This window comes from Ureibacillus galli (genome assembly GCF_014836845.1).
GTDB classification, from domain to species: Bacteria; Bacillota; Bacilli; order Bacillales_A; family Planococcaceae; genus Ureibacillus; species Ureibacillus galli.
The window spans coordinates 227695-241332 of sequence record NZ_JACSQA010000002.1; the positions used below are offsets into that span (position 1 = coordinate 227695).

Below are 13638 nucleotides of genomic sequence, written 5' to 3' on the forward strand. Positions count from 1 at the left end.
AAAGAAGTTTTTGAAAGGATGCGAATATCATGGTAAAAAGTTTAGTATTAGCAGAAAAACCTTCTGTAGCACGTGACATTGCAAATGTACTGAAGTGTCATCAAAAAGGAAATGGCTTTCTTGAAGGCGATAAATATATTGTTACTTGGGCTTTAGGTCACTTGGTAACATTAGCTGATCCAGAAACTTATGATAATAAATATAAAACATGGAATTTAGAAGATTTACCTATGTTACCTGAACGTTTAAATTTAACCGTCATTAAACAATCGGGTAAACAATTTAATGCAGTTAAATCGCAATTAAATCGTAGTGACGTTAATGAAATCATTATTGCAACTGATGCAGGACGCGAAGGCGAACTTGTAGCCCGTTGGATTATTGCAAAAGCAAAAGTAAATAAACCTATTAAACGTCTATGGATTTCTTCAGTAACTGATAAAGCAATAAAAGAAGGGTTCCAAAATTTAAAGCCCGGTAAAGCATATGAAAATCTATACCATGCAGCTGTAGCTAGATCAGAAGCTGACTGGTACATCGGATTAAATGCAACTCGTGCTTTAACAACACGCTTTAATGCACAATTAAATTGTGGTCGTGTACAAACACCTACAGTAGCTATGATAGCAGCAAGAGAAGATGAAATTAAAAATTTCAAATCACAAACATTTTACGGTATCGAAGCTCAAACAAATGACTTTAAGTTAACATGGCAAGATTCAAACAATAATAGCCGTAGTTTTAATAAAGAAAAAGTCGAGGCACTTGTAAAAAAACTTGGTACGCACGATGCAAAAGTTGTAACCATTGATCGTAAAGTGAAAAAATCATTTGCACCAGGACTGTATGACTTAACAGAATTACAACGTGATGCAAATAAGTTCTTCGGCTACTCAGCGAAAGAAACATTAAATATTATGCAAAAACTATACGAACAACACAAAGTATTAACGTATCCTCGTACTGATTCTCGATATATTTCAAGTGATATTGTTTCTACAATCCCAGAACGTTTAAAGGCATGTAATATTAGTCCATATCGAACATTAGTAAATAAAGTTTTATCAAAACCTATTAAAACAAATAAATCGTACGTTGATGACTCGAAATTAAGTGATCATCATGCAATTATACCTACTGAAGGCCATGTTAATTTTTCTACCTTCACCGATAAAGAACGAAAAATTTATGACTTAGTAATTAAACGTTTCTTATCAGTGTTATTTTCCCCGTATGAATTTGAACAATTAACTGTGCAAGCTGAAATAGTTGGAGAAAAGTTCATTGCTAAAGGGAAAAGATTAATCAATCTTGGGTGGAAGGAAGTTTATGAAAATCAATTTGATGATGAATCAACTGATGATATTAAAGAACAATTATTACCTTCTGTTCAAAATGGCGATGTGCTAAAGACAAAATTAATTGTTCAAACATCAGGACAAACCTCCCCCCCTTCCCGTTTTACAGAAGCTACATTACTTTCGGCAATGGAAAACCCAACAAAATATATACAAACAAACGATAAAAAACTTACAGAAACTTTGAAATCAACAGGTGGTTTAGGTACTGTAGCTACTCGAGCTGATATTATTGAGAAACTATTCAACTCATTTTTAATCGAAAAACGTGGGGGAAAAGAAATTTATGTTACATCTAAAGGTCGTCAGTTACTTGATTTAGTACCAAAAGAATTACGTTCTCCTACCACAACTGCAAAGTGGGAACAGAAACTTGAACTTATCGCTAAAGGTAAACTGAAAAAAGATATATTTTTGGAAGAAATAAAAAAACACACAAAAGAGATAGTAACTGAAATTAAAAATAGCGATAAAAAATATAAGCACGATAATATTTCAACAAAAACTTGTCCAGATTGTGGCAAGCCAATGCTTGAAGTGAATGGTAAAAAAGGAAAGATGCTTGTATGCCAAGATCGTGAATGTGGTCACCGTAAAAACGTCTCACGTGTAACAAATGCTCGCTGTCCACAATGTAAGAAAAAGCTTGAGCTACGTGGCGAAGGAGATGGTCAAATTTTTGTGTGTAAATGTGGGTATCGTGAAAAATTATCAGCATTTGAAGCTCGTCGTAAAAAAGAAGGCGGAGGTAAAGTGGATAAACGCAGCGTACAAAAATACCTAAAACAACAAGAAAAAGAATCAGAGCCTTTAAATAATCCATTTGCTGATTTATTAAAAGGTATGAAATTGGATTAAGTAGAAGGAAAAATCCAATACAATTAAAATGTACCCTATAAAATAGGCACTTTGAAATAGACCTTCTAATAGGGTACATTTTACATTTAAAAGTATAACTTTCTACTTAGTTATCTTTTTCAATTAATTTCTTAGTAAAATCTTCTCTAAACTCATTTTTCAATTCAGGAACATCTGTGTAAAATTTAACTCCAACAAGTCTTACTTGTTCATTTTCAGTTAATATTTCAATATTTGGATTCTCTGATAACGATAGCAAAAAGTTTTGTTTCCACTTATCTTCTTCTAGTAAATTTTTACCTTTGGGCTCCAAAAACACTTGATAGGTGCAATTATCATCCTTTAAATATAACAAGAAATCTGGCATAAATCCTCTTATCCCACCAATTTCTACAATTTTAACTTTCCGTTCATTTCTAATTAAATAAACATCATTATAACGTTCTTTTAGCCCCTCTATATAATTGTTGATAAAATCTAGCATATCGTTTTCCAATCCATTCACGATTGCCTTATCATAAATAAACCAATCATGATCATGCATATTTCTAGGTCTTCTAATCTCATTTAGTTGAATACTATTGCTAACTTTGCTTATTTCCACTACATAATCATCAATTAGTTCAGTAAAAGAAACCCCTTCAAATATTGGTGTGCCACGTTCTTTCATAAAATTAAGTCTGATGTTCTTTTCAGCATATGCTAAAAATTTCTCAATAATTTTCAATTTTTCTATCGGTGTAAGATCTTTTACAGAAATACCTACAGGTAATGAGACAATAATGTTTAATCCCCCTAGGAAATTTGGGTTCTCTATAAAATCTTTCATACTTGAGATACTAGGCACAAATGTACTCAAATTACTAAAACGATAAAATTTATTTCGTTGGATAGCCTTTTGTAATAATGCCTTATCTATATAAAGCTGTTCTTCATGTCTTCTGGTTCCAGAATACATTTCTTCTTTCGAACCGAAACGTTTTTCCACTGATGATTCAAAGTCAATTTCAAATGAAGTAGACACATTATAATTTTTGAATGATTGGTAATCAGTGGCAGTTGTTGGAATGACTTGATTTATATATATTTTACCATTTTTGAAAAATTCCGATTTACGGATTTTTTGTTTTACTTTTGCTTCTAATCGTTCATACTTATCTTCTTTTACCTGAATATTAGCCGATTCGAGCGACTTCTCAAGATTTTTTATGTAAGCATTTTCATTAATTGTGTGATAATGCAAAGTTTCAATTACCTTTAAATCACTAGCAACATCGTCAAAACGTCTCTTATATGATTGTTCTCCCTTATAAATGAAAGGATAGTATCTTGCACCACGACCAATTAGTTGAGCTTCACTATCAGTAGTTGTTTTTGTACTTGTGGCTCCCTCACTTATTCGAACAATATCAAAGAGATTTAAAACATCCCACCCTTCATTAAGTTTTGCAACAGCAAAAATAGTACGAATCGGGTTATCAGGATCTTCTAATGTATTAAGTAAAAGAGCATTACCTTCAGATAAAAAATTTGTGTCATTAGCATTCAAAGTAGTTTCTTTTGTAAAATCCCACTGCAAATCCCGGACAACCTGATTTAAGCTCATATTTGAATAATACTGAAACATTTTATACCAAATACTCATTTTATTATGGTATACAGCAAGACCGTTTTGAATGATTTTCTCTAATTGAGAAACTGTTAAATTCTCAACTATAGATAAAAAGGACTGATTTGCATTTAGTGAAATGGCAATTTTATTGGATTTAAATAAAATAATTGGTTTTAAATCAATTTCGTTGTCTTTGGCAATGTATTTTCGGTATTGGCTCAGGAGTAAAGCATTTAACATCTTTTTTTCATCATCTTCATTTGCTCTTAAAAGCACAACATTTTTTGAAAAACCGTTTGTCATAAATCGTTTCAAATCATATTGGTATACAATTTTATCGCTATATTTATGGAATAGTGCATCCTTTGTTAAATCTATTGTTGCAGTAAATTCTAATAGGCGATTGTCTCGATTTAATCGCAATAATTTACTTATTGTATATTCCCATGTCCGTTCCTGTTCTTCTTTCGTATTCAAATTTCTTTTATCGCTTCGAGTTAAAACGTTAATATGATGTGCTTCATCAGCTAATAAAACTACTCTTGTATTCTTTAAGGATTCATAGGTCAATCCATTTTCTCTTGGATTAGTTAAATCCATATGTAATTTCTGAATAGTAGTTAGTTTCAAGTAAATTGTGTTGTCAGCAGGTATAGCAGGAAACACATCTACTACTTGTATAGTGATCTGTTCACCATCTATTACGATTCCATCATTTTTAAATAAATATTTTGTTGAACCCGTATTTGTTAAGTTATCATATGTTTTCTTTATAATAGCATCACTATTAACAAAGAAAATAAAATTTTGATGCCCTTTTTCATAAAATAGATATAGGATTGTTCCAGCTAAAACTAATGTTTTTCCAGAGCCTGTTGCCATATGAAATAACAAATGATTAAAGGCAATATCAGCTGTATCAGAACGTTGTGTATAAATAAATTGACGCAATGCTTGTACTTGATAAGGTCTTAAATTATGACTTAAGTTATCTATAATATAATCTGGAACTTCGGGTGGATTCTCAAAAATATCATAAAATCGATCTTGAATTCTTGAATGTAATATTTCGTTACTCATGTTTTTTTCCAACCTTCTTTTTACTATAGAAAGAACGGTTAAATTGTTTTACTGGTTCAGGTATGCAATATTGTTCATCATCGATTTCAAAATAACTCAAATATAACTGATTAGCATCTAAGACTTGAATTAAAAGGTCTTTTTTTTCTTCCAAAGATAATGCTGTGAAATCATTATTTTTGTTCGTTACTTTATCAATTTTAATTTTAAAGTCTAGAAAAGCTGAAACTTTTATTCGTTTAATTAAATTTTCAATATCTTCATCCGAATTAGTATTTTGAATTTGTTCTACATATTTTTGATTTAGCGGATACAGCTCGGTATATACAAAGCTTCCTCCACCATTCCATCCTACTTCTTTAGATACTCCACCTTGATTTCCTTCAATTACTTCTCTTAATCGGGGAATTGAGAAGGTATTGATATAATCCATTTGCTCTATACCAATGAATTGTCGGTTCATTTTTAAGGCAGTGGCTTGGGTAGTTGCAGAACCCATAAAAAAGTCTAATACAATGTCCCCTTCTTCTGTCACCATTTCAATAATCCTTTTGATTAATGCTTCAGGTTTTTGTCCACTAGTAAATTCAGTTCGTTCTTTAGACATCGGGTTAATAACATAAATATCGGTCCATAAGGAATTAATAGGTTGCCCTTTATACTCATCTAGATATATTTTCCGATTAATATTTTTACTTTTATCATCAGGAAAAGCCAGTTTTCCTTCTTTATCCCATTGTTCTAATACTTCTCTGGATACTGAATATCCTTTTGCTGGTGTTTTATAACCCTTATAATCGTAGATTAGATTTTCTCGATAGTTTGGACTTTGAATAGGTGATTTCATATATCTTCTGCCATTTTCATCTAAGTGCGTGAAACGTTCTTTTATATACTTTTGTGTATTTTCATCATTTAAAGAGAAGACAGGAGTATAGTAGAAGTTCTCAGCATCCTTGACATACCACAGAATATAATCAACTACATTATTTAAACGGTTACTTGGGTTTGCACTTCCCCCTCTTCGTTTCCATGTAATTTTATTTCGAAAACATTCTCGACCAAATATCTCATCCATTAATACCTTTAAATAAGAGTCTTCATTATCGTCGATTTGAACAAAGATACTTCCATCTTCTGTTAATAATTCTTTCGCAACCTCTAAACGGTTTTTTATAAAGGTAAGCCATGTAGAATGATTAAATCGGTCATTGTACCTAAAACTATCCGAGCCTGTATTATAAGGTATATCAATATAGATTAACTTAATCTTCCCTGCATATCGTTCCTTTAAGGTATGTAAAGCGATTAAATTGTTACCTTTAATTATAAGATTATCGGTATCATTAAATTCAGTAACACTATGTTCTCCATTTTGATCGTACTTCTTTATATTAGTTAAAACCTTTGGTGATAATAAAATATCAATTTCTTCTTTAGCTAATACTTTGTGATAATAAACTTCATTTTTTCCTACATCTTCCTTTGTCATACCACCCTCTAATATGCAGTCCTTATGCGGAAAATTTAAAACAACGTCTGTGTTATATTTAAAATATTTATCATCACTAGTTAATCCGATTTCATTACTATATCGAGTATAGCTATTTTCCCAGTAATTTTTGTACCGTAACATACTAATAAATTCTTCTACTTTAAAAACTGTTCCATTTGTAATTTCTAATGTATAAGTTTGTCTTATGATTTCATTCGAAAGTAATTTCTCTATCAATTCTTTTTTGTAATTTCTTAAATCATCAATAACCCTACTTTTTATTAAAGAGTTGTTTTCCCAGTAATCAGGAAAATCCTTTAAAACATTTTTTATTTCAAACTGCACTTTTGTCTCCATCATTTTTTCCTCCATCTATCTATACATAACCAAAAGATTTAATATTAAAATAAAATCATAAGGTTATTTTTATCTAGCTATAAAATACGCTAAATGTTTTCCTGAATTTTTGGCATCTTTACAGCCATTGTAGATGGATTCCAATTCTCCCGAATTGCCATTCTAATTAAACCCTCCGGATTTTTCATCTTTTTGTATGATTGTTGCAAAATAAGTAGAATCTCTAACGTTCGTTTAATTCCGATACTTGTAAGGATTTGTAAGACTTCGTTAGTTGGTACGGTTAAAGTTACAGCTTGGTAAGCTAAATTAATTAATTCTTTTTCATCATAGGTTATCTGCTTAATCTGTTTATTTGGTAATAAGGTTAAGGGAATTTTACTACCCCATAAATTTGAAATCATCAGATCTTCTTCTGGAATTTTCCAACCTTCTTTATCACTACGAATATATGCGTTAGGAAATTCTCCTGACCTTAACCATCTTTTTATAGTTTCTTCATGTTTCCCAAATAATTTAGCTACATCTTTAACTGAATATTCTTTCACGACATCACACTCATTTGTTTTCATTATTACAAGTGCAATTTTACTGAAATATTTTGTTGTTGTAAATAAGTACAATTACTGTTGTATTTGCTAATTAGCTCCGTTACTTGCATACATCTCTTCAGAATTTCTATAACACTAGAAAATATTTAATCCCAAAATGTCTCAACAAATAATTTTCTAGTAATAAGATGTTTTTACCAAATGCCTTATGCTCAAATTGAAAAATTATTTATAACAAAACCTATCAAATTTACATATAAAAAAGGATAGAAACTATGTAATTCACATTTCCATCCTAATAAAATATTATGTAATTTATTTGGCTGCCATTATAGTTAAAGCTTGCTTCAAAACTTCTACTTCCTTCTTTAATTTCAAATTTTCTTGCTGAATATCTACATGGTTTATTTCATTTGCATCTAGTGAATATTTGCGAATCCAACTATAAACAGTTGCTTTAGAAATTTTATATTCTTTACAAAGAACTCCTACAGAATGTCCATTTTTAAATAGATTTACGATATTTTTTTTGAATTTTTCATCATAGTTTTTAAATACCATTTCTCTCATCCTTTTCATTACCGGTTCCATTTTATTGTAGCACCCCACACCACCGATGACTATAGTCGGTCGAAGCTTATTTCTTTTTTTCTCTTAATAGAGAGTAAGAGGTGAGCTTATGGAAATAGCAAAAGCATTTGGAATTGTTCTAAAAAAATATCGAACTAACAAAGGATTTTCACAAGAGAAACTTGCATTGATGTGTAATTTAGATCGTACATATATAGGTCTATTAGAAAGAGCACAGAGACAACCTAGCTTAACAACTATTTTTAAAATATGTAAAGTCTTAGAAGTAAGGCCTAGTGAATTTATTAATGAAATTGAAAATATTATACATCAACATAAAAAATAAATGGAAACTAACATAATACTATCTTAAACTACATGTATTTTAAGATTAATTCACTGACAGTATTATTATTTTTTTATTAATACTCTTGATTTCAAGAACACCATGCCATCATTCCAACAGAAGGATATGTGAATTTCTCTAATTTTAATGATAAAGAACGTAAAATATACGATTTAGTTGTAAAACGTTTCTTAGCTGTCCTATTCCCTGCTTTTGAATATGAACAATTAACCTTAAGCGCTAAAATTGGGGATGAAACTTTCATTGCCCGGGGAAAAACAATTTTATCGAGCGGTTGGAAAGAAGTTTATGAAAACCGGTTCGATGATGAAGAAACAGCAGATGAAGTGAAAGAGCAAATTTTGCCACGAATAGAAAAAGGGCAAACTTTAACGACTCAATTAATTGCTCAAACTTCAGGTCAAACAAAACCGCCTGCTCGATTCACTGAAGCAACACTACTGTCCGCTATGGAAAACCCTGTGAAATATATGGACACTCAAAACAAACAATTAGCTGAAACGTTAAAATCTACAGGTGGATTAGGGACTGTTGCAACTCGAGCAGACATCATCGATAAATTATTTAATTCTTTCTTAATCGAAAAACGTGGCGGTAAAGAGATTTATATCACATCCAAAGGTCGCCAGCTTTTAGATTTAGTACCAGAAGATTTGAAGTCCCCTACTTTAACAGCTGAATGGGAACAAAAATTGGACAAAATCGCCCACGGTAAATTGAAAAAAGAAGTCTTCATTTCTGAAATGAAAAATTATACAAAAGAAATTGTTTCAGAAATTAAATCAAGCGATAAAAAATATAAACATGATAACATTTCCACAAAGTCTTGTCCTGATTGTGGAAAACCGATGTTAGAAGTAAACGGCAAAAAAGGAAAGATGCTCGTTTGCCAAGATCGGGAATGCGGCCATCGCAAAAACGTATCCCGTGTGACCAATGCTCGTTGTCCTCAATGTAAGAAAAAATTAGAGTTACGCGGTGAAGGAGATGGCCAAATATTCGTATGTAAATGTGGCTATCGCGAAAAATTATCGACTTTTGAAGCGAGACGTAAAAAAGAAGGCGGCGGTAAAGTAGATAAGCGAACTGTACAAAAGTATTTAAAACAACAAAAACAAGAAGAACCTGTGAATAACGCGTTAGCAGAGGCATTAAAAGGACTAAAACTTGATTAAGTAATAACGAAAAGCCATCTTACACCTAGGTAGTAAGATGGCTTTTTGTCACTTTATAGCTTCATTGGAAATACCATATGGCTATTAAAGCTTGTTATTTCTCTTCTTTACTTGAAATTTTTTTATTCATCCCGCGGAATATTTGGGTATACATCGTTCCTTGCACGACATGCTCTAAGAAAAAATCACCGACTAATTTTAAATAGTCGTCATCATCGTACATCTTTCGGTTTTGAATTTCCATTTCCCCTAAGCCTTCGTATGTTGCAAGAAGTGCATACTTATAATCCTGACCAGTAATAGGAATGAACACTTCCACAGTGTGATCGTAATGTTCATTTCGATATTTCTTAATGTTTTGTAAGTTTTTGATAGCATCTTTAAATTTCCCCTGATTAATTTCAAAGGTTTGATATACATAAACAGGCATTTGTTCTACTCCTTAAAATATTTAAATTGGAAGATTTCAGAATTTGTCCTATTACGTTCAATGAATGAATAGGATGGTAAAAACCATCTATCTGTTACTAAAGGAGTTAAAAAATGAGTGTATTTTTCGGATACGTTTTTCTAGGGATATCACTTGCTGCCCCTATTGGTCCCGTCAACGCCGCACAAATAACGAAAGGTATATATGGTGGCTTTGGACATGCTTGGCTTGTCGGGCTAGGTGCAATGTTAGCAGATGCAATCTATATGCTAATTGTCTATTTAGGGGTATTTCATTTTCTTGAAACTCCGTTTATGCAAACATTATTATGGTCATTTGGTTGTTTTGTTCTCATTTATACTGGTGTTGATAGTATTGTGAATGCTGGGAAAGAAGTGAAAATGAAAAACGTTAAGGAAAGTTCATTAAAAAAATCCTTCTTTTACGGTTTTTTATTATCTATCACAAACCCACTATCAATGCTTTTTTGGCTAGGCATTTTTGGTTCTGTTCTTGCAAAAACGGTTTCCACTTATGACATTGACCATATTATTTTGTATAGTCTAGCTATATTTGTCGGATTATTCATTTGGGACGTTACAATGGCTTTTATTGCGAGTAGCTTCAGGAAAATCTTAACAAATAAATTATTAGGTATTATTTCAATCATATCAGGTCTATCACTTATAGGATTTGGCGTGTATTTTGGTGTACAAGCCTTTAAATTACTCTTTCTCTAAAATAGATACAATTAAACACTACGTGGTAATTCATTTTTTTTCTTCTTCCCTTTACGCATAAATAATATGACTATCAAGATTAATGCAACGAACAATATACTAACGAAAAAACCCATACGGTTCGTTTTATCAAAAATAGTGCCACTTACTGCAAGTAATATTAATAACATTGCTAAAATTCGCTTTATATGGTCAAAGGTTGTAGCTTTGATGAGTTTAGGAAATGAAACAAGAATAAAAAACCAATTATAGATGAGCATTAATCCAGCTGCTGTTGTAATATACTCGTACACTTTGTCTGGTACGAGTCTTGAAATAACAATCGAAATGACTAAAACGGAAATCGTTAATGCTAATGCGAAAGGTGGAACTTTAAGTCTTCCTTTTTTCGAAAAAAGTTTCGGTGCATCTCCTTCTTCAGACATCGTGACGAGCATACTAGTAACTGCAAATAAAGACGCAGCCATTGTAGAAAAACCTGCAATGATAATTCCTGCATTAAATACATGGGGGAAAAAATTCAAATTATAATCTGCAAGGGCAATAACAAAGGGACTTTCTTCTGCATTAAACTGATCAAATGCAACTAAAGTTGAAGCCAAAATGATAGAAATTAAATAAATGGACAATAACATGATTAACATGACTGTCGTCGACTTGATTACTTCTTTCTTTTGTTCGAGTCTTACAGATAAAATCCCCATAATTTCAATACCACCAAAAGCATAAAAACCAAAAATTAAAGATGACCATAAACCAGTTAATCCATTGGCAAATAATTCTTCTGAAGTGTTCGGAATATTAAAGTCGCGAATACTACCGCCGAAAAATCCAAAAAGCAAAAGTATAGCCAGTATGATGAACATAAATATAGCGGCCACTTTCATAACTGCAAATAAGTTTTCTGCTCTCTCAAAACCTTTTGTTCCGATTAATACGACGATAATACCTAGGGCAGCATAAATCGAAGCCAAAATCCATAACGGAATGTTCGGGAACCAGAAACGGGTTAAAATCGAAAGCGCCGTCAACTGACTACCGGAAATAAGCATTTCTGAAAACCAATATACCCATCCGCTACTAAATCCCGCCCAACGTCCAAATGCCTTTTTGGCATATGATCGGAACGAACCTTTTTGCGGATCCTGTACAAACATTTTGCCAAGTAACTCCGACACAATCATCGCTGTTAGTCCAGCGAGTATAAATGAAATGACAATGGAAGGGCCAGTTTTTGATATACCAATACCTGATCCGAGAAAATAACCTGTTCCAATTGTGCAACCAACACCAATTAAGGAAAGTTGCCACCATTTCAGCTTACCTTCACTATTTTTTTCATTTTTTTCTCCTACACGTGCTGGTATTTCCACCAAAACTACCTCCCCTGAATTCCTATTTATTATTGGCGTCGGAATGAAGTTTATTCATAAAAAGAAAACGACAAGATAGAAGATCGAATAACTTTTTTAAAATGTCTTTTCTTATTGAGATTTAAAATTGAAAAACCCCGAATAAGGACACTGTATGTAAGTGTCTCCTATTCGGGGTCTATCATTTCTTCACTAAGGCTTTCCCTTAGCGATTTTCACGGTTGTTTTTATTTTGATCAAGATCACGATTTAAGTTTAAATCTTCTGCAAACTCTTCACGATTGTTCGCGTCTTGATTACGGTTGCGGTTGAAGTTTAAATCTTCTGAAAATTCTTCGCGGTTATTTTCGTTACGATTACGGCTAAAATTCAAATCTTCCGCAAATTCTTCGCGATTGTTTTGGTCTTGTCGACGATTATTATTTTTATCCACTATTATTTCACCTCCACCCAACCTATTTTGAGTAATTACATTATTTTTATACTACAAAGAAAAAACACTCATCATCGAGTGTTTTATTTGACGTATAGGTTAAAAAAGCAACGTGACTTTTAAAAAATAAAATAACAGCGCATTAATTAATCATTTTTCAATATCATAAATTAATGTATCAAATAATTCCTCATCTACATAAGGTAAAATTGCCTATTCACCAGGCTTAGGTAATTTTATAGAAGATGGACTATGGGCATCTGACCCGTTATTTTCTCCTCCAAGTTGAAGGGACCATGCTGTTGTTTAAACAGGAGAAATTGTTTTTGATTTTTTACGAAAGCCGACTACAGTTAAATTTTTATTTACTAAATTGTCCCCCATAAATCCCACATCCATTTTTGATTGTTAAGACTTGGCATTTCAGCACCTATAACACCCGATTTATTTTCATTGCCAATGATTCCCCGTTCTTCAAACTTAGTAGCTTTTTCCCCCATCGATTGATTTAAAATCATTTTCTTCAACAAATTCGGAATATCTTCAGGTAATGTCACATCCTTATTAGAACAACCAACAAGAAATAAAAAAAGCAGAACGATAAAAAACATTGTTTTTTTCCTTTTTCTTATTTCCCAATCGTTTCCCCACTTTCAACTTTAAATTTTTTTACTTCTTCTCTCTAAAAATACGGTATCTCTCCATCTACCATTTAGTTTTCCTAGCTTTTCACGAAAACCTACAACTCGGAAACCAACCTTTTTGTGTAATTGAAGGCTTGCTTCATTTTCCGGAAAAATTGATGATTGCAAAGTCCAGTAACCCAACTTTTCACTTTCTTCTATAAGACGATTAAGTAAAGCCGTTCCCACTCCTTTCCCTATTGCTTTTGGTGCAACATATACACTCACTTCACCAACGCCTGCATAACAACTGCGACTGGATACTGGACTTAAAGAAACCCATCCTATTACATTCGTACCTTCTACAGCAACAAATCTACATAGAGGGTGATGGGATGCGTTCCATGCTACATAACTTGGTGGTGTTAATTCAAAGGTGGCATTACCTGTTGCAATGCCCGCTACATAAATATCTTTCACATCTTCCCAATCTTCTTTTATCATGTTTCTAATTTCAAAAGTCATTCTATTCCTCCTTTTAAACTATTCATTATATTTTGTTTTAACGAACAATTTCCCTTTTAAAAAACATTTTTTCAAACTTTGTATTATTTAA

12 protein-coding genes and 1 pseudogene are annotated in these 13638 nt (G+C 32.1%); 4 read left to right on the forward strand and 9 right to left on the reverse strand.

The features are described 5' to 3' along the window. Window positions 1–29 precede the first annotated feature (29 nt). Complete coding sequence (locus H9636_RS02790; protein WP_191706127.1) at window positions 30–2216, forward strand: DNA topoisomerase III; 2187 nt, start codon at window positions 30–32, stop codon at window positions 2214–2216. 106 nt (window positions 2217–2322) lie between these two features. On the opposite strand, the gene H9636_RS02795 is transcribed toward H9636_RS02790, so the two are convergent. The 4 genes from H9636_RS02795 to H9636_RS02810 all read right to left on the reverse strand — a co-directional run bounded on the left by H9636_RS02795 (window position 2323) and on the right by H9636_RS02810 (window position 7902). Beyond that, on the reverse strand, window positions 2323–4908 hold the full coding sequence (locus tag H9636_RS02795; RefSeq protein WP_191706128.1) for a DEAD/DEAH box helicase family protein: 2586 nt from the start codon (window positions 4906–4908) through the stop codon (window positions 2323–2325). After that, a complete protein-coding gene (locus H9636_RS02800; RefSeq protein WP_191706129.1) occupies window positions 4901–6760 on the reverse strand; it encodes a site-specific DNA-methyltransferase in 1860 nt (619 codons plus the stop codon). Before H9636_RS02800 ends, H9636_RS02795 begins: the two co-directional genes overlap by 8 nt. Before the next feature lie 89 nt (window positions 6761–6849). Further along, entirely contained in the window at window positions 6850–7308 is a 459-nt protein-coding gene (locus tag H9636_RS02805; protein WP_191706130.1) for a helix-turn-helix domain-containing protein, read from the reverse strand. Between the two features lie 318 nt (window positions 7309–7626). Further along, complete coding sequence (locus H9636_RS02810) at window positions 7627–7902, reverse strand: transposase (protein WP_191706131.1); 276 nt, start codon at window positions 7900–7902, stop codon at window positions 7627–7629. Between the two features lie 88 nt (window positions 7903–7990). Here H9636_RS02810 and H9636_RS02815 point away from each other — a divergent pair, with 88 nt between their 5' ends. Both H9636_RS02815 and H9636_RS02820 read left to right on the forward strand, forming a co-directional pair. Further along, the gene (locus H9636_RS02815) at window positions 7991–8227 is read left to right on the forward strand and encodes a helix-turn-helix domain-containing protein (RefSeq protein ID WP_191706132.1); all 237 of its coding nucleotides are present in this window, start codon (window positions 7991–7993) and stop codon (window positions 8225–8227) included. Window positions 8228–8322: 95 nt separating this feature from the next. Next, window positions 8323–9423, forward strand: a pseudogene (locus H9636_RS02820) (DNA topoisomerase); the annotation flags it as partial. Window positions 9424–9517: 94 nt separating this feature from the next. On the opposite strand, the gene H9636_RS02825 reads toward H9636_RS02820, so the two are convergent. Further along, window positions 9518–9853, reverse strand: coding sequence for a hypothetical protein (locus H9636_RS02825; protein WP_191706133.1), 336 nt, complete (start codon window positions 9851–9853; stop codon window positions 9518–9520). A gap of 113 nt (window positions 9854–9966) precedes the next feature. Between H9636_RS02825 and H9636_RS02830 the strand changes: the two genes are divergently transcribed. After that, window positions 9967–10593, forward strand: coding sequence for a LysE family transporter (locus H9636_RS02830; protein ID WP_191706134.1), 627 nt, complete (start codon window positions 9967–9969; stop codon window positions 10591–10593). 11 nt (window positions 10594–10604) lie between these two features. Here H9636_RS02830 and H9636_RS02835 read toward each other — a convergent pair whose 3' ends face one another. From H9636_RS02835 to H9636_RS02850, 4 genes are all read right to left on the reverse strand, one after another. After that, entirely contained in the window at window positions 10605–11966 is a 1362-nt protein-coding gene (locus tag H9636_RS02835) for an amino acid permease (RefSeq protein WP_404817733.1), read from the reverse strand. Window positions 11967–12171: 205 nt separating this feature from the next. Then, window positions 12172–12399, reverse strand: a complete 228-nt coding sequence (locus H9636_RS02840; protein ID WP_191706135.1) for a hypothetical protein — start codon at window positions 12397–12399, stop codon at window positions 12172–12174. Between the two features lie 368 nt (window positions 12400–12767). Beyond that, window positions 12768–13010, reverse strand: a complete 243-nt coding sequence (locus H9636_RS18970; protein WP_225230034.1) for a hypothetical protein — start codon at window positions 13008–13010, stop codon at window positions 12768–12770. Between the two features lie 48 nt (window positions 13011–13058). Next, window positions 13059–13547, reverse strand: coding sequence for a GNAT family N-acetyltransferase (locus H9636_RS02850; RefSeq protein WP_191706136.1), 489 nt, complete (start codon window positions 13545–13547; stop codon window positions 13059–13061). Window positions 13548–13638: the final 91 nt, after the last annotated feature.

Coding starts and splice junctions, on each gene's coding strand:
- H9636_RS02790 (WP_191706127.1), top strand. CDS start 30: ATGGTAAAAAGTTTAGTATTAGCAGAAAAACCTTCTGTAGCACGTGAC.
- H9636_RS02795 (WP_191706128.1), bottom strand. CDS start 4,908: ATGAGTAACGAAATATTACATTCAAGAATTCAAGATCGATTTTATGAT.
- H9636_RS02800 (WP_191706129.1), bottom strand. CDS start 6,760: ATGGAGACAAAAGTGCAGTTTGAAATAAAAAATGTTTTAAAGGATTTT.
- H9636_RS02810 (WP_191706131.1), bottom strand. CDS start 7,902: ATGGAACCGGTAATGAAAAGGATGAGAGAAATGGTATTTAAAAACTAT.
- H9636_RS02815 (WP_191706132.1), top strand. CDS start 7,991: ATGGAAATAGCAAAAGCATTTGGAATTGTTCTAAAAAAATATCGAACT.
- H9636_RS02825 (WP_191706133.1), bottom strand. CDS start 9,853: ATGCCTGTTTATGTATATCAAACCTTTGAAATTAATCAGGGGAAATTT.
- H9636_RS02830 (WP_191706134.1), top strand. CDS start 9,967: ATGAGTGTATTTTTCGGATACGTTTTTCTAGGGATATCACTTGCTGCC.
- H9636_RS18970 (WP_225230034.1), bottom strand. CDS start 13,010: ATGTTTTTTATCGTTCTGCTTTTTTTATTTCTTGTTGGTTGTTCTAAT.
- H9636_RS02850 (WP_191706136.1), bottom strand. CDS start 13,547: ATGACTTTTGAAATTAGAAACATGATAAAAGAAGATTGGGAAGATGTG.